The sequence below is a fragment of the Lentibacillus salinarum genome (genome assembly GCF_042679865.1).
GTDB classification, from domain to species: Bacteria; Bacillota; Bacilli; order Bacillales; family Amphibacillaceae; genus Lentibacillus; species Lentibacillus salinarum.
The window spans coordinates 1-21,361 of the sequence record NZ_JBHTNH010000002.1; the positions used below are offsets into that span (position 1 = coordinate 1).

General features: G+C 42.9%; 22 protein-coding genes. 15 read left to right on the forward strand and 7 right to left on the reverse strand.

The window, feature by feature from the left end; all coding sequences use genetic code 11:
* Positions 1-160 precede the first annotated feature (160 nt).
* Positions 161-1,765 (reverse strand): BCCT family transporter, encoded by a 1,605-nt coding sequence (locus ACFQ4A_RS00740; RefSeq protein WP_382396918.1) that lies wholly within the window; start codon positions 1,763-1,765, stop codon positions 161-163.
* A gap of 906 nt (positions 1,766-2,671) precedes the next feature.
* Between ACFQ4A_RS00740 and ACFQ4A_RS00745 the strand changes: the two genes are divergently transcribed.
* The 4 genes from ACFQ4A_RS00745 (at position 2,672) to ACFQ4A_RS00760 (ending at position 5,201) form a co-directional block, all read left to right on the forward strand.
* Positions 2,672-3,547 (forward strand): polysaccharide deacetylase family protein, encoded by an 876-nt coding sequence (locus tag ACFQ4A_RS00745; RefSeq protein WP_382396919.1) that lies wholly within the window; start codon positions 2,672-2,674, stop codon positions 3,545-3,547.
* Between the two features lie 180 nt (positions 3,548-3,727).
* The gene (locus tag ACFQ4A_RS00750) at positions 3,728-3,832 is read left to right on the forward strand and encodes a GapA-binding peptide SR1P (protein ID WP_382396920.1); all 105 of its coding nucleotides are present in this window, start codon (positions 3,728-3,730) and stop codon (positions 3,830-3,832) included.
* Positions 3,833-3,956: 124 nt separating this feature from the next.
* Positions 3,957-4,913 carry an NAD(P)H-dependent flavin oxidoreductase gene (locus ACFQ4A_RS00755; protein WP_382396921.1) on the forward strand — a complete coding sequence of 319 codons (957 nt, stop codon included), beginning with the start codon at positions 3,957-3,959 and terminating at the stop codon, positions 4,911-4,913.
* An 18-nt stretch (positions 4,914-4,931) separates the two neighbouring features.
* A complete protein-coding gene (locus tag ACFQ4A_RS00760) occupies positions 4,932-5,201 on the forward strand; it encodes a UPF0223 family protein (protein ID WP_382396922.1) in 270 nt (89 codons plus the stop codon).
* A 162-nt stretch (positions 5,202-5,363) separates the two neighbouring features.
* On the opposite strand, the gene ACFQ4A_RS00765 is transcribed toward ACFQ4A_RS00760, so the two are convergent.
* Positions 5,364-5,981, reverse strand: coding sequence for a YktB family protein (locus ACFQ4A_RS00765; RefSeq protein WP_382396923.1), 618 nt, complete (start codon positions 5,979-5,981; stop codon positions 5,364-5,366).
* 259 nt (positions 5,982-6,240) lie between these two features.
* Here ACFQ4A_RS00765 and ACFQ4A_RS00770 point away from each other — a divergent pair, with 259 nt between their 5' ends.
* Both ACFQ4A_RS00770 and ACFQ4A_RS00775 read left to right on the forward strand, forming a co-directional pair.
* Complete coding sequence (locus ACFQ4A_RS00770; protein WP_382396924.1) at positions 6,241-6,432, forward strand: hypothetical protein; 192 nt, start codon at positions 6,241-6,243, stop codon at positions 6,430-6,432.
* 214 nt (positions 6,433-6,646) lie between these two features.
* Positions 6,647-7,456: an inositol monophosphatase family protein gene (locus ACFQ4A_RS00775; RefSeq protein WP_382396925.1), complete on the forward strand. Its 810-nt coding sequence runs from the start codon at positions 6,647-6,649 to the stop codon at positions 7,454-7,456.
* A gap of 13 nt (positions 7,457-7,469) precedes the next feature.
* Here the strand turns inward: ACFQ4A_RS00775 and ACFQ4A_RS00780 are convergent, their stop codons facing one another.
* The gene (locus ACFQ4A_RS00780) at positions 7,470-7,640 is read right to left on the reverse strand and encodes a DUF5325 family protein (protein WP_382396926.1); all 171 of its coding nucleotides are present in this window, start codon (positions 7,638-7,640) and stop codon (positions 7,470-7,472) included.
* 153 nt (positions 7,641-7,793) lie between these two features.
* Between ACFQ4A_RS00780 and ACFQ4A_RS00785 the strand changes: the two genes are divergently transcribed.
* A complete protein-coding gene (locus ACFQ4A_RS00785; protein WP_382396927.1) occupies positions 7,794-8,099 on the forward strand; it encodes a YlaH-like family protein in 306 nt (101 codons plus the stop codon).
* A 159-nt stretch (positions 8,100-8,258) separates the two neighbouring features.
* Here ACFQ4A_RS00785 and ACFQ4A_RS00790 read toward each other — a convergent pair whose 3' ends face one another.
* Positions 8,259-8,465: a YlaI family protein gene (locus tag ACFQ4A_RS00790; RefSeq protein WP_382396928.1), complete on the reverse strand. Its 207-nt coding sequence runs from the start codon at positions 8,463-8,465 to the stop codon at positions 8,259-8,261.
* 123 nt (positions 8,466-8,588) lie between these two features.
* Here ACFQ4A_RS00790 and ACFQ4A_RS00795 point away from each other — a divergent pair, with 123 nt between their 5' ends.
* Complete coding sequence (locus tag ACFQ4A_RS00795; protein ID WP_382396929.1) at positions 8,589-8,888, forward strand: hypothetical protein; 300 nt, start codon at positions 8,589-8,591, stop codon at positions 8,886-8,888.
* 33 nt (positions 8,889-8,921) lie between these two features.
* Here ACFQ4A_RS00795 and ACFQ4A_RS00800 read toward each other — a convergent pair whose 3' ends face one another.
* Positions 8,922-9,524, reverse strand: coding sequence for a YhcN/YlaJ family sporulation lipoprotein (locus tag ACFQ4A_RS00800; RefSeq protein ID WP_382396930.1), 603 nt, complete (start codon positions 9,522-9,524; stop codon positions 8,922-8,924).
* 104 nt (positions 9,525-9,628) lie between these two features.
* A complete protein-coding gene (locus tag ACFQ4A_RS00805) occupies positions 9,629-10,126 on the reverse strand; it encodes a hypothetical protein (protein ID WP_382396931.1) in 498 nt (165 codons plus the stop codon).
* Positions 10,127-10,287: 161 nt separating this feature from the next.
* Here ACFQ4A_RS00805 and ACFQ4A_RS00810 point away from each other — a divergent pair, with 161 nt between their 5' ends.
* The 3 genes from ACFQ4A_RS00810 (at position 10,288) to pyc (ending at position 15,378) form a co-directional block, all read left to right on the forward strand.
* Positions 10,288-10,569, forward strand: coding sequence for a YlaN family protein (locus tag ACFQ4A_RS00810; RefSeq protein ID WP_382397503.1), 282 nt, complete (start codon positions 10,288-10,290; stop codon positions 10,567-10,569).
* A 193-nt stretch (positions 10,570-10,762) separates the two neighbouring features.
* Positions 10,763-11,968, forward strand: coding sequence for a putative lipid II flippase FtsW (gene ftsW / locus ACFQ4A_RS00815; RefSeq protein ID WP_382396932.1), 1,206 nt, complete (start codon positions 10,763-10,765; stop codon positions 11,966-11,968).
* Positions 11,935-15,378, forward strand: a complete 3,444-nt coding sequence (gene pyc, locus ACFQ4A_RS00820; RefSeq protein WP_382396933.1) for a pyruvate carboxylase — start codon at positions 11,935-11,937, stop codon at positions 15,376-15,378. Before ftsW ends, pyc begins: the two co-directional genes overlap by 34 nt.
* Positions 15,379-15,395: 17 nt before the next feature.
* Here pyc and ACFQ4A_RS00825 read toward each other — a convergent pair whose 3' ends face one another.
* Positions 15,396-16,319 (reverse strand): COX15/CtaA family protein, encoded by a 924-nt coding sequence (locus tag ACFQ4A_RS00825; protein ID WP_382396934.1) that lies wholly within the window; start codon positions 16,317-16,319, stop codon positions 15,396-15,398.
* 485 nt (positions 16,320-16,804) lie between these two features.
* Here ACFQ4A_RS00825 and cyoE point away from each other — a divergent pair, with 485 nt between their 5' ends.
* From cyoE to ACFQ4A_RS00845, 4 genes are all read left to right on the forward strand, one after another.
* The gene (gene cyoE, locus ACFQ4A_RS00830; protein ID WP_382396935.1) at positions 16,805-17,746 is read left to right on the forward strand and encodes a heme o synthase; all 942 of its coding nucleotides are present in this window, start codon (positions 16,805-16,807) and stop codon (positions 17,744-17,746) included.
* Positions 17,747-17,810: 64 nt separating this feature from the next.
* Positions 17,811-18,863, forward strand: a complete 1,053-nt coding sequence (gene coxB / locus ACFQ4A_RS00835) for a cytochrome c oxidase subunit II (protein WP_382396936.1) — start codon at positions 17,811-17,813, stop codon at positions 18,861-18,863.
* 18 nt (positions 18,864-18,881) lie between these two features.
* A complete protein-coding gene (gene ctaD / locus ACFQ4A_RS00840; protein ID WP_382396937.1) occupies positions 18,882-20,735 on the forward strand; it encodes a cytochrome c oxidase subunit I in 1,854 nt (617 codons plus the stop codon).
* 1 nt (position 20,736) lies between these two features.
* Complete coding sequence (locus tag ACFQ4A_RS00845; protein WP_382396938.1) at positions 20,737-21,360, forward strand: cytochrome (ubi)quinol oxidase subunit III; 624 nt, start codon at positions 20,737-20,739, stop codon at positions 21,358-21,360.
* Position 21,361 lies beyond the last annotated feature (1 nt).

A 21,361-nucleotide genomic window follows, 5' to 3' on the forward strand; every position in this document is an offset into this window, starting at 1 on the left:
ATTCCCGAAAATTCGGCTTCTCTTTTTTCGTATAACAGGAGAATGATAATTTTCGAATATTCGGTTTATAATATGATGAATTTCAAGAAACAAGTGAAATGAAAATAATTTTAATCCTCAGCGCTGAGAATTGGAGATCCTTTCTGGACAGCTTTGTACATTAAGATTCTTTTTCATCTTCAGCATCAGGAAGTGTTTTCTGAAAGCCTTTGCGCATTCTTCTGAGTTCTTTACGCTGCTTTTCCCTGAACTGCGGATCGTGTTCGCGCTGTTTCATTTCCATTTGCAAAATGCCATGTTCGCTTTTCAGTGCTTTGATAAGCGAAATACACATGAATATCATTAAAATCGCGAACGGGAATGCTGCAATCAGCATGGCCATTTGCAGTGCCGACAGCCCGCCGGACCACAATAGCACCGCAGCAGTTGCGGCAAGGATAATCCCCCAGATAACTTTAACGCCTGCGCTTGGATTTAACTTGCCACCTGTTGTCAGCATGCCAAGCACAAATGTACCGGAATCGGCAGAGGTAACGAAGAAGGAGGTAATCAAGAGCACTGCGATACCGATGACAACAGCTGCCATGGGTGTTGACTCAAGAAAGGCAAATAAAGCTACTTCATTTCCCATTTCATTCATTAACTGATAGATAACCCCACCTTCAGCCGAGTCCATTTCAAATCCGGCAATACCAAAAACAGAGAACCAGAAGGCGCTAAAAATAACCGGTACGACAGTTACCCCGAGGACAAATTCACGAATCGTCCTTCCTCTGGAAACTCGGGCAATAAAGGTTCCAACAAATGGCGACCAGCCAATCCACCAAGCCCAGTAAAAGAGTGTCCATGAATTAAGAAACTCTCTGTCACCTTCAAATGCATTCATGCCGAATGTCATACTTGGAAGATTTTGTGCATAATTACCCAATGTTGTTGTAAAAGACTCGATCATCTTTACAGAAGATCCGAGAATGAACACAAAGAGCATCAATGCGATGGCAAGTACTATATTTGTCCAGCTCAGGTAACGGATACCTCGATTAATGCCTGTCGTAGCAGAAAGCATAAATAATAGTGTGATGACTAAAATGACAATCAGATTGGTTGTCAGTGTATTGGGAATTCCTTCAAAGGTAAAACTTAACCCAGCTGAAATCTGTGTTGCGCCAAGCCCAAGAGACGTTGCAATACCAAATACGGTGGCAAAGACGGCCAGTGTATCAATAGAGATTCCTAAGGCACCTTTAGATCGGTCGCCAATCAGTGGCGAAAAAGCAGAACTGATCAAAGCAGGGGCTCGGTGACGAAACTTGAAATATGCCAGCGTCAATGCGAGTACTGCATACGTGGCCCATGGATGGAATCCCCAATGGAATAAAGTGTATTGCATTGACTGTTCTGCAGCAGCTACCGTTTCTGGATCAGCAGAAGGGGGTGAATAAAAATGTGTTAAAGGTTCCGTCACGCCATAGAATACGAGACCGACTCCCATACCGGCGGTAAACAAAAACGCAAACCAGGTAAAATAACTATATTCCGGCTTATCATCAGGCTTTCCAAGCTTAATTTTTCCATATGGACCAAAGATCAAATACAATGCAAGCACAACAAATCCTGTTGTTACCAATAAATAAAACCAGCCGAATGTATCTGAAATAAAACTGTCAACTAGGCCTAATACATATTCAACATTTGTTGGGAAAAAAGCTCCCCAAATAATAAATACAAGTACTAATGCAAGCGATACCCAAAAAACAGGTGTCATTGTTTTGGATTTAATAATAAGACCTCCCTATATTCTTTGTCTAAAATTTTGTCGTAACATGAACAGACAACATGTCAATTTTTTCGACATTGACAAACCCCGAACTTGTCTGCTGCATTGATAAAGGGCTTCTCCCGAGTTAACCATGGTCTCTGATAAAACATTCGGTCCGGGCTACCATTCATTGATTTGCTTGACGCCCGGTGCAATTTTAATTCCCGGTACTTTTCACATGGGTAACAATTTTCGATGTAAGGTACGTTTAGATTGTCCCAGCTGGCAAATTGTAACCACTACCGCTAAATATTAGACGCAGCCCTTACCGTACTTTGAAAAATAAAGTAAATAGAAAAGATCAAAAAACCGTAGCACTTATGCGATAAAACCCCAGCCAAAATTGTCGACAATGAAATCTTATACGGCCGTTGTTATCTCATTCATGTTAGAGCCCGGATATATACCCCAAATGATGAAAATAAGTGCAACCGCAACGGAAATATAAAATATACGTATAACTATTTCATATTGTCTGCTCCTTCCTATGTAACTAATCCAGCTGAAGAATTAGCACAGTTTAGTATTTAAACATACGTCTCTATGTAATTCAACCATAAACCTTCCTTTTATCCTGCCCCTAAAACTTAAACGCATACTTTCACGGTATACGTAAATGGGCAGTATGTAAACTAAAAAGAGTGGTCAAGCATACGATATTTTCGGTATACTGTAATGTACATCATCAGTGTTTCGATACCAGAATGATTACTTCTATTATAAAGGATTTTTTTATATCTGAAAACATATATTTTTGAGAATTTAAAAGGTTTACAATTTTGTTTAAACGCTGGTGGTGTCTATTCATGTTAATATGCGGTTTGCCACGCTATTAAAACAGGAGGGGCAACTTTGAAAAACATCGTATGGCTTATTATGGTAATGATTGCACTACTTATGTCAGCATGCGGGGACGTTACAACAGATGTGGAAGAAGAAGCCGGACAGGATAAAGAGCAGGAGCAGACAACAGGCAAGGAAGAAAAAGAACAGCCGCATGAAGAAAATGAGGAATCGGCTTATCAGGAAACACAAGACGAACAAAATCAGGCAGATTCGGCTGAACCTGTCTATCGAATTGACGACGAAACATCTTCGGTCATACCGATTGATGAAAAGGCGACTGAAAAAGTGGTATTACTGACCGTTGATGATGTACCTGATAAGTATGCGCTTGAAATGGCTAGAACATTGGAGAAGTTGGATGCAAAGGCGATTTTTTTCGTTAATGGTCATTTCCTTGATACATCTGAAAGGCAGGACGCTTTACAACAAATCCATGAAATGGGCTTCGAAATCGGTAACCATACCAACAGCCATTCGTACTTGCCTGATTTACCGGAAGACGAGCAAAAAGAAGAAATAGTCAGTCTGAATGATACGGTCGAAGATATTATCGGTGAACGTCCGCAATTTTTCAGGGCTCCAAATGGCGCTAATACAGATTTTACAAGACAGCTTGCAGAGGATGAGGACATGGTTTTGATGAATTGGACGTACGGGTATGACTACTTTGAACCGTATATGGATGCTGAAAAACTTACGGAAGCGATGGTTACAGGGAAGGCGCCTGAAGTGGACGTTCCGCACAGCCTGCTGAAACCAGGTGCTAACCTGCTGATGCACGACCGTGAATGGACAGCAGCTGCATTAGAAGATATTTTTTCCGGCCTTCGGGATAAAGGCTATAAAATTGTTGACCCGGACGCTATTCAGACAAGGGAATAATCGATAAGCTCCAGAATAATGATCTATCAGCAAAGCCAGCAATGAAAATTAGCTGGTTTTTCCGATTCACAGAAACATAAACGTATCACTATGTTATACTAATTAATGGTTGATTTTGTTATTGTGTCATATTATAATGTGAACATAATATCACAATCCAGCAAAAAGGGGAGAGGACACATGGGGACAATTGTCTGCCAGGATTGTCAGAAAGTGATCGATTATTTTAACGATGAAAAAGTAACCACGTATTACGGCACATGCCCTTCCTGCTGCCAAAAATAAACATAAAAATTAAAGCGTTTTCCTGAGCAACTGCTTGTTTGTCATGGCGGTTGTTTTTTTGTAATCGGATTAGCCATATTGCCTAAGAAAATGATATGATAAAAGGAAAAGGGGAGGATAAATCGTGAAGTGGGAGACGGAAATAACGAATTTGTTACATATTAAATATCCGATCGTCCAGGGTGGGCTGGCTTACCTAGCCTATGCCGATTTGGCTGCTGCCGTTTCGAATGCCGGCGGTTTGGGACAAATAACGGCTATGAGTCTTGACGGACCGGAAGCATTGCGTGCGGAAATCCGAAAAGTGAAGACGCTGACGGATAACCCGTTTGGTGTCAACTTTGCCATTGGGCAGCATGGTAGACGGTTTGATCATATGGTACAGGTCGCCATAGATGAAGAAATACCAGTGATTTCGGTAACTGGCGGCAATCCAAAAGGTGTGCTTGATATGGTGCAGGATTATCCGATCAAAACGCTGGTGCTCACAGCGGCACGGCGGCAAGCGGAAAAAGCGGAAGAACTCGGTGCCGATGCTGTTATGGTTGTCGGGCACGAAGGCGGTGGACACCTTGGTCGGGGTGATACCGGTACGTTCGTGTTAACCCCTCAAGTTGCAGATTCGGTTTCCATACCGGTGATTGCGTCAGGCGGCATTGTTGATGGGCAGGGTATGATGGCGGCTCTGGCTCTTGGAGCGGAAGGGATCGAGATGGGTACCCGATTTATTGCCACAAAGGAATGTGTTGATGCGCATCCCGCTTACAAACAGGCGTTGGTGGAAGCAGATGAAAATGCCACTGTCGTGATCAAACGATCGCTGGGCACCCCGGCCAGGGCATTAAAAAACATCTGGACTGATGAAATACTGGAAATCGAACGGCAGCATGGTGATTATGAATCGCTAAAGGCACATATTAGTGGGGAAGCCAACAAAACCTATATCCATGAAGGAAACGCTGAAAAAGGGTTTGGCTGGGCCGGGCAGGGCTCTGGAAGTATTCGGGATATCCCGACGGTCGACGAGCTGATGCATAACATCATTGACGAAGCAGCTGCCGTTAGAAGAAAATGGTCATGACTGAGGTGATAGACTACGATGAATTATCATTATCCATTGGATGATGCCTGGTCAAAACAGGAAGTGATCAATGTGGTTAACTTCTTTTCATGTGTGGAACGGGCCTATGAGACAAAAGTAAACCGTGATGATGTACTGGCTGCCTACCGGAAATTTAAGCAGGTTGTCCCGGGAAAAAGCGAGGAAAAAACCTATTTCCGGGAGTTTGAGCGGGCATCAGGCTATGCCAGTTTCCCGGTCGTCAGAAAAGCACGGAACAGTGAGTCCACCAGTATTACTATGAAATAGTCAAAAGACCTTTCACTGCGAAAGGTCTTTTGCTTATAAGATCAGAAAAGTATAACATTTCAGGTGACGTCTTCAATCGTGAAATCGGCTGGTTCGCCGATTTCTTCAAGTCTGACTTCCGGCCTTTGACCTCTGGAATGATGAGGCGGAGCCGACTTTTTCTTATCCCATTGAGATTTTGTACAAGGGCATTAATGTTTCAAATGTCTTGGTTGCTTCATTTAATAATGCCTGTCCATCATGCAGGAGCGGATCGTCCGGGTTAAAGTGTCGTCCAATGAGGAATTCGGCTTTTTTTACATTTTGAAATCGTGTCAGTGCTTGTTCCAAATCGATCGTACCAAGGCTTGTTGCCTCTTTTTTTGTATGATCAAGGGAAATGACATAGTCATCCGGAATGGACTGCCGGATATCCCCCATATGGTCCAGGAACGATGTGGCGATTGCCTGTTTTTCCGGCAGTTCATAAATATAAGCGAGCCACATGAATAAGTGATCATCAAACAGGCCAATTTGAAAGTGCGGATGCTTCTTATAACCGCGTTTATTATGACAGAAGGCCATCCACGTATCATTTGGCGGATTTTTGGTCCTTCTGGCATGCTGCGCGATATGCACGTAAATGTCTTGTCCGGTCATATCAGCCATGTCACCGGAAAGCTCTTCACCGATTTGTTTGAATTTCGGCTGGATATTTGCCCGGATGGCCGCCATACGTTCTTCCAGACCATCAATGTCAAATGCCTTAAAATCTTTTTCGGTAAATCCTACAAACGCCATTTTAATCATCCTTTCAGCCTACACATCAGCAGATTATCATTATTATCAAGTAAAAATTATGCCAGGTCAAGTTATAATATCGTTTGAAGTGTTTAAATATTTAAAATAAAGGGAAAGTTATGTGAATAATAGTACCGTTGTGAATGCTGGCACTGCAGGAAAGGTTTTCTTCAGAAAGGACTGCATCCCACTTTGTATGAACGATTTGCTGTCATAAGGCATATAAATAACAAAAGCCATTTGAAAGGTTGTGGATGACATGAAATATGTCATAGAGGACCTGCGTAAACAGAAAAACCACGAAAGACTGCCTGTCATTCGGATGGAAATCGATTATGAATTGATGACGTTGTATGATGCGATGCAAGCAAATGATCATGTCCAAATCATTAAATCTAAGGAAAAATTGAAGCAGTTACGCTTGCGACTGTTGGATCTTGAAGGTGAATAACGAAAGCTGTTAAATCGGGACCGGTAACATAACTGGTAAACGTCCCTGTTCACAACGTGGGCGTAGCAGCTGGAACCCCAAATTTACATATGGCTATTTTTGGGGTTATTGACCGTTGTTGCGCAGCAAATTTCCTGTTTCGCAGCCCTTGAATATGATTCTTGCCCTCCAATTTGGTATGATGGTTTTAACTTGAAAAACTGGAGGCTTACAGATGAATAGGGAACAACGCGATGGAATATTTCAACAGGCAAAAGAATGGGTGCTTGAAGCAGGTAAAGCGATCAGGGACAAAATAAATGACCCACTGACAGTGGAGACGAAATCAGATCCGAATGATCTTGTAACAGCGATGGACAGGGACACGGAATATTTTTTCATAACCCGTATAAAAGAAAGATATCCGGAACATTTCATTATTAGTGAAGAGGGTTATGGTGATGAACTGCAGGCACTTGAGGGGACTGTCTGGATTATCGATCCGATTGACGGAACCATGAATTTCGTCCATCAGAAACGGAATTTTGCCATATCGGTAGGTATTTATCAGGATGGTGTTGGTGAAATCGGGTTTATATATGATGTCATGGCTGATCAATTATACAGTGCGAGGAAAGGGGAGGGCGCGTATAAAAATGACACAGCCTTGCTTCCGCTTGACAAGCAGAAACATTTTCAGGAAGCGATTCTGGGATTAAATCATTTTTGGCTTTGTGACAATCGTCTGGTCGATGAGAAGGTCATGCAGCATCTCGTCAAAACTGTCAGGGGAACAAGAACATACGGATCGGCAGCATTGGAGTTTGCCGCTGTTGCGGAGGGAATAATGGATGGCTACATGACAATGGATTTAGCACCTTGGGACATTGCAGCAGGAATTGTCATTGTCAATGAAGTGGGAGGCAGGACAACGAATGCCTTTGGCAAACCAATCAATCTGCTGCAAAAAAATTCAGTTCTAACCTGCAACCCGGCTATCATGGACAGCATTGTTAGCCATTACACAGTAAAAGGAAGGAAGTGACTTTTCCAAAAAGTCACTTCCTTTTGCGCTTCATGGATAAGCCGTAGCCCATAAAAGCAAAGCCGAGTATAACAAATAATAAGACAAGCCATATGTTTCGAAAAGCAATCGCAACGCCGACCAGGGCAAACATTGATATCACCAGTGCCGCCAGTAGCAGCATTGGAATGTTAATCGTTTTCATACAGTCACCTCGATTTCCGCTGACCAGTATACATGATTCGTCTTCAACATTCAAAGTTGCCGATTTTAAACTGGCATGGCTGAGAACTTTTTAGTATGATGGATAAGGTGAGTTTTTTATTTCTTTTAGTGAACCGTGTAATGGGGGATACGAATGGACACAAGTTTTAGTTTGGTATATGAATTGATTATTAATTACCGGGACAGTGTCAACGTGTTTTGGGCATTTTACATAATTAATCTGATTCTTTCCGCTGTTGCTTATAAACTTGGGTTCGCAAAGCAGCTGCCTGTGTTAAAATCAGTTTTTGTTTATATACTGCTGGCGATCGGTACGCTTATTTTAAATTTTTTCAGCCTGGTGGGCTATCCGATCACAGATAGTTTACTGGTGATTTGTGCTGTGCTCGGTATCTATCGTTTCAGATTGCATCGGCAGCGAAAACCAAACAAGCGTTAAAAAAACTCCTTAAATGGAGTTTTTTTATAAAATAAGCAAGTATGAAATTTTGGACGACGTTTTCACTATCGAAATCGGCTAAGTCACTGATTTGTCTTCAAGTCTGACCTCGGGCCTCTGGCATCTGAAAAGACGCGTCAGCGTTTTTTCTAACATATGTTAGATCAAATCTTTCTTCTTCTTTTTGTACGCATCATACAGCTTGAAGCTTCCGGTGGCATGCCTTTCCCTTGTTTTATCATCAATACGCCGGTAACATTCCGTACATAGATACATATAAATTCTGCGGTTTCGTAACCGTTTGGCCTGCAATGAATCATCTTCTAATTCGTGTACTGTGTCACATATTACACATTGTACTTTCATTTTTTCACCTCAAAAAATTAGGCTTTTCTCTTTTACTATAACACGGCAGGTACTTGTATAAAAGCAGATGTTTAACATGATAATATATTGGGAATCAATCTATTAAACAGAAAGGGTGATCACATGAGAAAGCGGTATATTGCTTCAGCTGCGGGTGCCATAGGAGTCGGGTTCACCGGGTTTATGCTCAGAAACAAAGAAAACCGTGCTAAGTTAAAATCCGGAATTAAAAATGGGGCTGGAAAAATCAAGAAAAACAATCATACAGATCATGATGTTTCAACTTTCGAAGAGGCGGGTATACCGGATCAGGCAGAACCTAAGGATGCTGCGCAACTGGAAAATGCCAAAATGGTCTCGGAAGGCTCCCAATTTGGCGTGGAATATTATAATCATGTGAAAGCGGAACAGAGAGATATGTAAAAGTGCTTGCCTGACACCCGGCAAGCACCATGACTACTCTTCATTATGATGGTTTGATTGTTCTTCTTCAACATCATCCAGTTGCTGTTCTTCATCTTCCGGAACGGATTGTTTATTTTGATCGCCTTCATCCGGCCGGTCCTCATTGATAGGGAAATCAGGCATATACCTTCCCACAATGGCCGATAACTCATCGATGAATCCTTGAACAGGATACCCCTGAGCTACCTTATCACTCATCGATCGGATCCGCTCGACAACATCACCGTCTGCGACAACGACGGCCGTTTTTCCGTAGGGATCTTTTTGTAACGCTTCAAGTGCTGAATATTTGATGGAACCGACACGTGAACGATCCAAATCCTTATCAACGTCAATCCCGACGACGGCATAAGGTCCTGCGACCACTGATGTAGCATTCTGTACATCGGGGACATCACTGGCGACGTTGGACAGATGGGTCGCAATTTCCTTATTAGACAAGTCTTCTTGTTCAACGGGATTAGAGTCTTCCACCTGAATAAAGCGGTCATCACCGTCAGTCTCTTGAGGCAATGACTGCTCTTCTTCGTTTTGCTGGCATCCAATTAGAAGCGTCAAGCTCAAGAACAACGGGATTCCTAAGCGTAATAGCATATCTACTCCTCCTTTATGACAGACACGGGATGACTTTTTTTAGTTTGGTTCATCAAGGATAAATTATACAAAAGAAAAACGCGGCAATGACCGCGTTTTTCTGATTATTCGACGATAATTTTTTGTATCCCTTTAATCGGGTTTTCCTGGTTGGATCCATCACTGTAGAATAAATGGACCGGCCCATCTTCCTTCAATGGCTTTCCATCTTTGGCAAACAACAGGTAACTTGCTTTAAGCGTTTCCAATGGAATACGTTCCTCACCGTTTGCCGTTTCGAGCGTAACATGATCGGCATTTTCCTTAATCTCGGCGTAACCCAAAAACGTGGCTATCGGCATAACATACGAATTTTCCAGGAATTTTTGGCCTTCATTTCGTGAAATGGTTTTATTGCTTTTGTTGATAGGCGGCTTGAGATTCTGCTGATAAACCTCTTGACTGAAACGATCAGCGGCCTTCTCCAGACTATCTTTTTCCGCTTCTTTTTCCGAATCAAGGTCAAATGCTTCATCGAGCAATATTTTCCGGTCATCAAAGATCCATACTGTCGGATCAAGTGTAATCGTGTATGTAACGTTACCCGTTATAGGAACAATCATGTATAATCACCTCTTTAAATGATGTATCCCATTAAGAATAGCAGACATGAAATCATTTTTCATCATAAAATAACGGATACACTTGAATTTCATTTGCATTTTCATAACACAAACGGTAATATAAAATATAAGGTAGTCTTTTTAATGGAGGGATAGTATTGATTCCAGGGGTGACAGAGACAGATCGTGAAAAAGCTTATGCCCTTCTGAAAGCTGATGCTGCTAAGATACACAAGCTTATCGAAGTCCAGATAAAAAATCTGACAATGCCGCAATGTCCTCTATATGAAGAAGTTCTGGATACACAAATGTTTGGTCTTTCACGAGAAATTGATTTTGCTGTGCGCTTAAATTTAATTGATGAGAATGAAGGGAAAGCCCTTCTTGAAAATTTAGAAAGGCAGCTCAATAAATTACATGAGGCAGCACAAAATACCGTGTGAAAATAGCGTTTGGCGACGCTGTGAAAACTTTGCCTGATCAGTCAGCGGCAAGGTTTTTTTATTTAGTCGGTCACAGCATTTAATACGGCAGATGACGAATATCTGGTGTTACACTCGTATCAGGATATGTTATACTTATTAAAAAATTCCGTTTCATCTGCTGTCATGATTACATATTCTGGGGAGAAGTCGGATGATAAAGAAAGTAAAAGATTATGATTTTACGTTAATGATAACACCATTGATTCTAACAGCCTTCGGGATTGTCATGATCTACAGTGCGAGTATGGTATTAGCGGTAGTGGAAGGGCATGAAAGCACGCATTATCTGATCAGGCAGATACAATGGTTTTGCCTGGCACTGGCAGGGTTTGTTATGGGAAGTGCCGTTCCGTACAAGCATTACCAGAAACTGACAAAAATGATAATGATCATCGTTATTATCATGCTGGCAGGCGTCCTTATTTTCGGTGAAACTGTCAGTAATGCCAAGCGCTGGTTCGATTTGGGACCGTTCAGTTTGCAGCCCGCAGAATTTGCCAAGTTGGGTCTGATTATTTATCTTGCCTCGGTCTATTCAAAAAAACAGGCCTATATTAACGAGTTTAATCGGGGTGTGTTACCACCATTAATCCTGACTGCCGTTCTTTTAGCCTTGATTGTCCAGCAACCCGATATTGGCACAGCTGTGATTATATTTTTAATTGCCTGCTCTGTCATCTTCAGCTCAGGGGTCCGTTTCAAGCATCTGTTTATTCTCGTACTTGTTGGACTGGCTTTGTTGGCCTTTGCTATCCCCAATATGGTCACTGATGAACGGATCAGCCGATTTGCCGGTGCCTATCAGCCATTTGAGGATCCTGGGGACGATGGCTATCATTTGGTTCAATCTTATCTGGCGATTGGCAGCGGCGGACTGATAGGTGAAGGACTTGGGCAGAGTGTCCAAAAACTCGGCTTTCTGCTGGAGCCGCATACCGACTTTATCATGGCGCTCATTGCAGAAGAACTGGGTTTTTTGGGCGTTATGATTGTCATTGGATTGCTGGCGCTTATCGTTTTACGAGGGTTGTTCATTGCGAGGAAGTGTTCCGACAGCTTTGGCGCACTACTGGCCATTGGCATCTCTTCAATGGTGGGATTTCAGGCATTCATCAATTTGGGAGCCATTAGTGGTATTCTGCCAATAACAGGGGCTCCGCTTCCTTTTGTCAGTTATGGCGGGTCATCGCTTCTTGTTATGATGGTAGCAATGGGAATTTTGAATAATATCGCAAAATTTGTAAAACTCAGTGAGCAGGAACCAGAACCTGCCAATGAGGAAGCTGATATGAAGGTATACCATAACAGAGGAGGAAGAAGAACATGGGAGAGAGAAAGCAGATCAATAAGGTTCTAGTTGCAAATCGTGGGGAAATTGCCATACGTGTATTCCGGGCATGTACTGAATTGAATATTCGTACAGTTGCTGTTTATTCACAGGAGGATATTGGTTCCTATCATCGCTATAAAGCTGATGAAGCGTATTTGATCGGTGAGGGGAAGAAACCGATTGATGCGTATCTGGACATAGAAGGCATTATCGAGCTTGCTAAAAACGTGGATGTTGACGCTATCCATCCAGGCTACGGCTTTTTGTCGGAAAACATTGAGTTCGCTCGGCGCTGTGAAGAAGAAGGCATTATTTTCATTGGACCGACCAGTGACCATTTGAATATGTTTGGTGATAAAGTTAAAGCCCGGACACAGGCAATCGCTGCAGACTTGCCTGTCATCCCTGGAAGTGATGGTCCTGTTTCATCACTGGATGAGGTGAAAGCATTCGGGCAGCATCATGGCTATCCAATTATCATTAAAGCATCATTGGGCGGTGGCGGCCGTGGAATGCGGATTGTCCGCAATGAAGAATCGCTTTCTGAAGCTTATGATCGTGCAAAATCGGAAGCACAGGCGGCGTTTGGAAGTGACGATGTCTATGTGGAAAAATTAATCGAAAATCCAAAACATATTGAAGTTCAAGTGATTGGTGATGAGCATGGTAACACGGTGCATTTATTTGAACGTGATTGTTCAGTCCAGCGACGTCATCAAAAAGTTGTTGAGGTAGCACCGAGTGTTTCCCTAACAGAGAAGTTGCGGTCTGATATTTGTCAGGATGCCGTCAACCTTATGAAAAATGTCGGTTATATCAATGCGGGAACAGTCGAATTTCTCGTAACGGATAATGAATACTATTTCATTGAAGTGAACCCGAGGGTACAGGTCGAGCACACGATTACAGAGATGATCACGGGTATCGATATCGTTCAGACACAGATTAAAATAGCGTCAGGCCAAAATATCCATGATGACAGCATTGGTATTCCGCAGCAGGAAGATATTGCCACGTTGGGTTATGCAATCCAATCCAGGGTGACAACAGAAGATCCATTGAATAATTTTATGCCAGATACAGGAAAAATCATGGCCTATCGTACCGGAGGCGGTTTCGGCGTCAGGCTGGATGCAGGCAATGGTTTTCAGGGTGCTGTCATTTCCCCGCACTATGATTCATTGTTGGTGAAAGTATCAACATGGGCTCTGTCGTTTGAGCAGGCTGCACAAAAAATGGTCAGAAATTTAAAGGAATTCAGGATTCGCGGGATCAAAACGAATATCCCGTTTTTGGAAAATGTCATTTCACATGACCAGTTCCTGAACGGTGAATACAGTACAACGTTCATTGATCAAACACCAGAATTATTCGTTTTTCCAAGAAGAAAAGACCGTGGAACAAAAATGTTGTCTTATATCGGCCAGACAACCGTGAATGGTTTCGAAGGGCTGCCTAAAAAAGAAAAGCCATCATTAACACCACCGACGATACCCGAGATTGATCACGATGCCAAGATACCGGCGGGAACGAAGCAGATTCTGGATGAACATGGACCAGATTATTTGGCAACATGGTTAAGGGAACAACAGAAAGTTATGCTCACTGACACAACATTCCGTGATGCCCACCAGTCGCTTCTGGCAACAAGAATCAGAACCAAAGATCTGGCTCAGATTGCCGAGCCGACTGCGAGAATGCTGCCTGAGTTGTTCTCTGTGGAGATGTGGGGAGGCGCTACGTTTGACGTCGCCTATCGTTTCCTGAAAGAAGATCCATGGCAGCGGTTGTTGACATTACGTGAAAAAATGCCGAATGTGTTATTGCAAATGTTATTACGTGCAAGCAATGCCGTGGGCTATAAAAACTATCCTGACAACCTCATTCACGAGTTTGTCGAAAAAAGTGCCAACGCCGGCATAGACGTGTTCCGTATTTTCGACAGTCTAAATTGGGTTGAAGGCATGACCCCGGCCATCCAGTCTGTCAGGGAAAATAACAAGATAGCTGAAGCGGCGATGTGTTACACAGGTGATATTTTGGACACTGGACGTGGCAAATATGATCTTGACTATTATAAAAAGCTGGCTAAGGCTCTCGAACAAGCCGGCGCCCATATACTTGGCATTAAGGATATGGCAGGGTTGTTAAAACCTGAAGCCGCCTATCAGCTCATCCACACGCTGAAAGAAACTACTGATCTGCCAATTCATTTGCATACGCATGATACAAGCGGAAACGGTATCAATATGTATTCACGATCCATTGAAGCCGGTGTGGATGCGGTCGATGTTGCTAATTCGCCAATGGCCGGCATGACATCACAGCCGAGTGCCCAATCACTATACTATGCGCTGGAAGGAACAAACAGGCAGCCGGAAATCAATATTAATGCTTATGAAACATTATCCCACTACTGGGAAGGTATCCGAGATCATTATCAGGATTTTGAAAGTGGCTTAAAGGCCCCGCACACAGAGATTTATCTTCACGAAATGCCTGGCGGGCAATACAGTAATCTCAGACAGCAGGCAAAAGCAGTCGGGCTTGAAGACCGCTGGAATGAAGTGAAGTCCATGTATCGACGGGTCAATGACATGTTCGGTGATATTGTAAAAGTGACACCTTCTTCCAAAGTGGTGGGGGATATGGCCTTATTCATGGTCCAAAACAATTTGACCGAAGATGATATTTATGAACAGGGTGAATCAATTGATTTTCCGGAATCGGTCATCGAATTTTTCCAGGGGTATATCGGTCAGCCTTATCAAGGTTTCCCAAAAGAATTACAACGCATCATTCTGAAAGGAAAAGAACCTGTAAACGATCGGCCGGGAGAATTGCTTGAACCCGTCGACTTTAAGCAGGAACGTGATACCTTGTTCAAAACGCTTGATCGACAGGTGACCAGCTTTGACTTGATTTCTTATTCGTTATATCCGAAAGTCTTTATGGATCATCACAAGTTCCATGATCAATATGGCGATGTTTCAGTCCTTGATACACTGACATTTTTCTATGGCATGAAGCTGGATGAAGAAATAGAGGTGGAAATTGAGCAAGGGAAAACATTGTTTGTGAAGCTTATGTCGATTTCTGAACCCCGTTCAGATGGCACGCGTGTTGTCTATTTTGAATTAAATGGTCAGCCAAGACAAGTTGTGGTCAAAGATGAAAATGTTCAATCCGCGGTTGATGCAAAACCGAAAGTTGACCAAACCAATGAGAAGCAAATAGGTGCCACCATGCCTGGAACCGTCGTTAAAGTGATTTGTGACAAAGGGGATAACGTTCAAAAAGGGGATCACTTGCTGATCAACGAAGCCATGAAAATGGAGACAACTGTTCAGGCGCCGTTTTCTGGCGTTATCAAAGATGTTTATGTCCGTGATGGGGATGCCATCGCCGTCAACGATTTATTAATTGAATTTGAATAAAGAAAAAGGGTAGCGGATTATCCGCTACCCTTTTCATACTTGGCACTTCTGGATGACAGTAATATAAAGTAACTGAGCATGGCAAAATAAATTGAGATAATGAGCGCATGCATCAGGGCAATACCAAGATTCAGCATGGTGACGATAACCATTGCTCCGAAAAATACCTGCAATATAATCAGGGTAGCTGTTGTAACCCATCCCCAGGACATGATGCGATTCGTCCGGTATTGTTTGACCATGCGAACAGCGAATATAAGTGTCCAGATAAACAGAATGGCTGCAGCGACTCTGTGGCCCATTTGCACCCATTGATCAAAACTGAAATTGCCGAATGCCAATGGGTTCTGATTGCTGCAAAACGGCCAGTTGCCGCAAACCATACTCGCCTCGGCATGCCGCACCAATGCGCCTGTATAGACAACGATGACCGTGTATACGGTCAGCCAATAGATTTCAATCCTGTGTTTCTTCCGGATGATCAATTTATCGGCATCAAACTTCGTATCAATCTCAAAGATGAGTAACATCAGCAAAAATACCGCGGTGAATGAGATGAGTGAAATCCCAAAATGGGTGGCCATGATAAAATCGGATTGATTCCAGATAACCGCCGCAGCCCCGATTAGCGCTTGTAAAAGCAGGAAAAATGACGACATGAACGCAAGAAATTTCACTTCCCGGATATGACCAATAAATAACCAGGACAAGATTGATAAAGCCAAAACAACAAACCCCATAATACCGGAAACGAGACGATGGCTCAGTTCAATGACGAGTTCGGGTGTAATCTCTTCAGGGAAAAGCTGACCCTCGCAAAGCGGCCAGCTATCGCCGCAACCCATACCTGAACCGGTCTTGGTGACAAGTGCTCCCCCGATTAAAACAAACACCATCCCCAATGAAGCAACGACAGAGAGCCATTTTAATGTTCTAACCATAAGACTGCCTCACTTTATGTCAAAATATGCAATTCTGTCTCTATCATAATATGTCAATTCAAAAGCAGCAACTGAAATTTATGTGACGTTTTACATCTTAGCATGATTTATTCTTGTTTTCACTGTAGAAATATAAAAAACACTTGCATTGTTGTCTGTTGTTTGCTAGAAATAATGTAAGGGATATTTTGCTTGGATTCATACCTTTGGAACCGTCGTCACGGGCAAACTACATAGCGTTACGATTAATTGTAAAAGGCTGCTAAGGCCTTTCATTTTATTTTAGGCAGCTTTTTCACAAATTTGTCACATTTGGACGGCTGCGAAAAGGTATTATGCTATGTTGTTAAATAGATTGTATCACGATTCCGTGATACAATCAGGTTAGATAGCAGGATACTTTTGGGAATACTGAGGTATGATAAGAAATGTGCCCGTCATTTATTAAGTGCCTTTTGTTGGGATGAAAAGGAGGGATAATGTTAATGGATAAAGTGGAGACAACTTCTTCACCGTTTATTGGTAAATCCGCTGCATCAGAGAAAAAAGCTGCGACATTTTTTGCAGACTTCAAATCCCTGACAAAAGTAGGTATTGTGAATTCCAATTTAATAACAACGTTTGCCGGTTTCTGGCTGGCGATTTATTTCACAAACACCACTTTTATGGCTAACTGGGTCATTTTTTTCTTGACGATGGCAGGAAGTGCCTTGGTTATTGCTGGCGGGTGTATGCTGAACAATTGGTATGATGCTGATATAGACCCCGTTATGTCGCGGACAAAAACACGTCCGACGGTGACGGGAAACATACCGCTCACCCGTGTACTTGGTATGGGGACTTTGTCGACAGTCTTGGGTTTGAGTCTGCTCCTGTTTACAACTGTGACTGCAGCACTGATAGCTTTTTCAGGCTGGTTCATTTACGTGTTTTTGTACACAATGTGGTCCAAGCGCAGGTACACGCTTAATACGGCAATCGGCAGTTTCTCTGGGGCGGTGCCGCCGCTGATTGGATGGGCTGCTGTCGATCCCGGTCTGCACATTATAGCTTTTGTATTGTTCCTTATCATGTTTATCTGGCAGACACCACATTTTCTGGCACTGGCCATGAAAAAAACGAAGGAATATAAAGCTGCAGCAGTACCGATGTTGCCCGTGGTTCACGGTTTTGCCATAACGAAACGCCAAATCGTCGTGTATATTACCTGTCTGTTGCCGCTGCCGTTTCTAATGGGGACATTGGGGCCCGTATTCATAACCATTGCGACACTCTTGAATGTCGGATGGCTGGCGTTGGGCATTAGTGGATTTTTTACAAAGAACGATTTGAAATGGGCAAATAAAATATTTATTTATTCATTGAACTACTTAACAATTTTGTTTTTATTAATGGTTGTTGTAACACTTGAATTCCCCTTCAGTTAAGCGCGTTTATATGTGTGTAAACAATATATAAAGCAGTTAAAAGAAGAAAGAGAGGTATGAATACATGAAAGGTTGGATGGGAAAGCTCCGGGCATTTTGTCTGTTAGGGTTGACAGCACTGGTACTTTCAGCATGCGGTAAAGAAAACCTGACTGCCCTTGATCCAAAAGGCTATGGGGCGGATCAATCATTTAACTTAATTATCCTGAGTACCGTTGTTATGTTGTTTGTGCTAGCTGTCGTCATGATTGTGTATACAATTGTCCTGATACGTTACCGTAAAAAGAAAGGCCGGGAAGACTATATTCCTAAACAGGTGGAGGGTAACAAAACACTGGAAACGATTTGGACCATTATACCGATTATTCTACTGCTGATCATTGCTGTACCGACGATAACGGCTACATTTGATTTAGCCGACGAGTCAGCGGCGAGTGACAGCTTGAATGTTGAAGTGACCGGTAACCAATACTGGTGGCACTTTAATTATGAAGGTCAAGAGGTTCAAACAAGTCAGGATCTTTATATTCCGGTTGGTGAAAAAGTATACTTGAATATGATGTCTTCTGACGTCATCCATTCATTCTGGGTACCCACCATTGCAGGTAAAATGGACGTAAACCCGGAAAACGAAAACGTTATGTACATTGAAGCACAGGATGAAGGCGTTTATTGGGGTAAGTGTGCGGAATTTTGCGGGCCATCCCATTCACTGATGGACTTTAAAGTAGTGGCTGTGAGTCAGGAAGAATTCGACCAATGGGTAGACGATATGCAAAATGTTGACGCGGAAGAAGAGCCTGCGGATGCAGTTGCTCAGGAAGGTCAATCATTGTTCGAGGAAAACAACTGTATGTCCTGTCATGCGATTGGTTCGTCACCAGCACAAATTGGTCCAAACCTGACGAATTTTGGCGACCGGAGCCAGCTTGCTGGTGTTGAAGATTTAACAAAAGAAAATCTAGTTGATTGGATTATGGACCCGGAGGCCATTAAGCCAGGTAATAAAATGACCGGTCAATATCCTGATGTTTCCGAAGATGAGGCAAGTAAAATTGCAGAGTACTTAATGCAATTACAGCCATCGGACGTTACGCCAGAAAGTGCGGATAATTAATAAAGGAGGTAAAAAGCTGTGAGTATAGCTTCTGCTCAAAAAAGAGGTTTCGGTGCTGTGTTGTGGGATTACTTAACGACTGTTGACCACAAAAAAATTGCACACTTGTATTTATTCGGTGGAGGATTTTTCTTCCTATTAGGCGGGCTCGAGGCTGTGGCTATCCGTATACAACTGATTAAACCTGAAAATGATTTTGTCAGTGCAGGTTTTTATAATGAGTTGCTTACGATGCATGGAACAACAATGATTTTTCTTGCAGCCATGCCGCTGTTATTAGGTTTGATGAATGCGATAATGCCCTTACAGATAGGGGCGAGGGATGTAGCTTTTCCCTTTCTGAATTCATTGGGATTCTGGCTGTTTCTGTTCGGCGGGCTTCTCCTGAACTGCAGCTGGTTCCTTGGCGGTGCACCTGACGCGGGCTGGACGGCATATGCACCGCTATCGGTCACCTCACCAGGACATGGTGTTGACTTTTATGTGATGGGACTGCAAATAGCAGGTGCAGGTACACTAATTGGTGGTATTAATTTCTTGGTAACGATTGTTACAATGCGTGCGCCTGGAATGACTTATATGCGTATGCCGTTGTTTTCGTGGACGACGTTTGTAACAAGCGTACTGATTTTATTTGCCTTTCCGGCATTGACAGTTGGTCTATTCCTTCTGATGTTTGACCGTATGTTCGGTTCAGCCTTTTTCGATGTTGGCTTGGGTGGTAACTCGATCATTTGGCAGCATTTGTTCTGGATCTTTGGTCACCCGGAAGTTTATATATTAATTTTGCCGGTTTTCGGCATATTCAGTGAGATTTTTGCAACGTTCTCTAAAAAGCGTCTGTTTGGCTATACGGCCATGGTCTTCGCTACCATTTTGATTGCCTTTTTTGGCTTCATGGTTTGGGCGCACCATATGTTTACGGTTGGACTGGGTCCTGTGGCGAACTCGATCTTTGCGCTAGCCACAATGGCGATAGCTGTCCCGACAGGTATTAAAATATTCAACTGGCTGGCGACCATGTGGGGCGGAAACATATCGATAAAAACCCCGATGCTCTGGGCCTTAGGCTTTATTCCCACATTTACAATCGGCGGAATGACCGGTGTGATGGTGGCGACAGTTGTTGCTGACTACCAGTATCATGATACGTATTTTGTCGTGGCACACTTTCATTATGTCATTGTGGGTGGTACTGTATTTGGCATATTCGCTGGACTTGTTTACTGGTGGCCGAAAATCTTTGGCCGTCTCCTGCACGAAGGCATGAACAAGCTGACGTTTTGGACGTTTTTCATCGGCTTCCATTTGACGTTCTTTATCCAGCATTTCCTTGGTCTAATGGGTATGCCGCGCCGTTATTGGGTATTCCTTGAGGGTCAGGAACTTGATTTAGGAAACCTAATCAGTACGATTGGCGCGTTCTTTATGACGTTTGGTGTGATTGTCTTCCTGATCAACGCTGTTTACGCGGCTGTCAAAGGGGAAAAAGTATCAGCCGACCCATGGGATGGACGCACCCTTGAATGGATAACGGCTTCACCGCCTGTTCATTATAACTTTAAACAGACACCACTTGTACGTGGCCTGGATGCGCTGTGGATTGAAAAAACGGAAGGAAAAGGTACGCCAACGCCAGCAGAACCATTGGGTGATATTCATATGCCGAATTCGTCATTCCTGCCGTTTATGATGTCCCTGGGCTTATTTATAGCCGGTTTTGGGTTCATTTACCAGGTGGACTACAACTGGGCATATATTCTGTTGTTTGGTGGAATGGCTGTTATGTTAGGCAGTATGTTAATCAGATCAGTCAAAGATGATCATGGTTATCATATTCCAAAAGTTGAACTTGAAAGGGAGGCTGACTAATATGAGTCATGATCATTCCTTGAATCCGGAAACAATGCCGAATGAACCGGAAAAGGCGACACTGGAAGGTAAAAATAAATTTTATGGGTTATGGTTCTTTCTTGGCGGTGAAACGGTTCTGTTTGCCAGTTTGTTTGGTACGTTTATTGCACTGAGAGATTCGACAGCCGATGGTCCAACAGCCAACGAGCTGTTTGGACTGGAGCTTGTCTTTATTATGACGATTCTGCTTCTGACCAGTTCGTTGACAAGTGTTTATGCGATGTATCATATGAAAAATAATGAATTTAAGAAAATGCAGCTGTGGCTAGGTATAACAGCGATTTTGGGTTTTTCCTTTTTGGCCTTGGAGATATATGAGTTTACCCATTATATCGTTGACTATGACTTTACATTCCGGTCATCAGCATTTGGATCTGCTTTCTATACATTGGTCGGCTTCCACGGAGGGCACGTTACCTTTGGGCTGGCCTGGCTGATTGCTATCATGATCCGTAATGCGAAACGTGGATTGAACTTGTACAATGCACCGAAGTTCTATACATTCAGTTTATACTGGCACTTTATTGACGTTGTATGGGTTTTTATTTTCACAGTTGTGTACCTAATGGGAAAGGTGGGGTAAT

What these genes read in the sequence shown, in the direction of transcription:
- ACFQ4A_RS00780 (WP_382396926.1), bottom strand. Translation starts at nt 7,640, where the DNA reads ATGAAAACGATTAACATTCCAATGCTGCTACTGGCGGCACTGGTGATA.
- ACFQ4A_RS00760 (WP_382396922.1), top strand. Translation starts at nt 4,932, where the DNA reads ATGAATTATCATTATCCATTGGATGATGCCTGGTCAAAACAGGAAGTG.
- ACFQ4A_RS00805 (WP_382396931.1), bottom strand. Translation starts at nt 10,126, where the DNA reads ATGATTGTTCCTATAACGGGTAACGTTACATACACGATTACACTTGAT.
- ACFQ4A_RS00795 (WP_382396929.1), top strand. Translation starts at nt 8,589, where the DNA reads ATGAGAAAGCGGTATATTGCTTCAGCTGCGGGTGCCATAGGAGTCGGG.
- ACFQ4A_RS00825 (WP_382396934.1), bottom strand. Translation starts at nt 16,319, where the DNA reads ATGGTTAGAACATTAAAATGGCTCTCTGTCGTTGCTTCATTGGGGATG.
- pyc (WP_382396933.1), top strand. Translation starts at nt 11,935, where the DNA reads ATGGGAGAGAGAAAGCAGATCAATAAGGTTCTAGTTGCAAATCGTGGG.
- ftsW (WP_382396932.1), top strand. Translation starts at nt 10,763, where the DNA reads ATGATAAAGAAAGTAAAAGATTATGATTTTACGTTAATGATAACACCA.
- ACFQ4A_RS00785 (WP_382396927.1), top strand. Translation starts at nt 7,794, where the DNA reads ATGGACACAAGTTTTAGTTTGGTATATGAATTGATTATTAATTACCGG.
- ACFQ4A_RS00750 (WP_382396920.1), top strand. Translation starts at nt 3,728, where the DNA reads ATGGGGACAATTGTCTGCCAGGATTGTCAGAAAGTGATCGATTATTTT.
- ACFQ4A_RS00775 (WP_382396925.1), top strand. Translation starts at nt 6,647, where the DNA reads ATGAATAGGGAACAACGCGATGGAATATTTCAACAGGCAAAAGAATGG.
- ACFQ4A_RS00770 (WP_382396924.1), top strand. Translation starts at nt 6,241, where the DNA reads ATGAAATATGTCATAGAGGACCTGCGTAAACAGAAAAACCACGAAAGA.
- ACFQ4A_RS00800 (WP_382396930.1), bottom strand. Translation starts at nt 9,524, where the DNA reads ATGCTATTACGCTTAGGAATCCCGTTGTTCTTGAGCTTGACGCTTCTA.
- ACFQ4A_RS00765 (WP_382396923.1), bottom strand. Translation starts at nt 5,981, where the DNA reads ATGGCGTTTGTAGGATTTACCGAAAAAGATTTTAAGGCATTTGACATT.
- cyoE (WP_382396935.1), top strand. Translation starts at nt 16,805, where the DNA reads ATGGATAAAGTGGAGACAACTTCTTCACCGTTTATTGGTAAATCCGCT.
- ACFQ4A_RS00845 (WP_382396938.1), top strand. Translation starts at nt 20,737, where the DNA reads ATGAGTCATGATCATTCCTTGAATCCGGAAACAATGCCGAATGAACCG.
- ACFQ4A_RS00740 (WP_382396918.1), bottom strand. Translation starts at nt 1,765, where the DNA reads ATGACACCTGTTTTTTGGGTATCGCTTGCATTAGTACTTGTATTTATT.
- coxB (WP_382396936.1), top strand. Translation starts at nt 17,811, where the DNA reads ATGAAAGGTTGGATGGGAAAGCTCCGGGCATTTTGTCTGTTAGGGTTG.
- ACFQ4A_RS00790 (WP_382396928.1), bottom strand. Translation starts at nt 8,465, where the DNA reads ATGAAAGTACAATGTGTAATATGTGACACAGTACACGAATTAGAAGAT.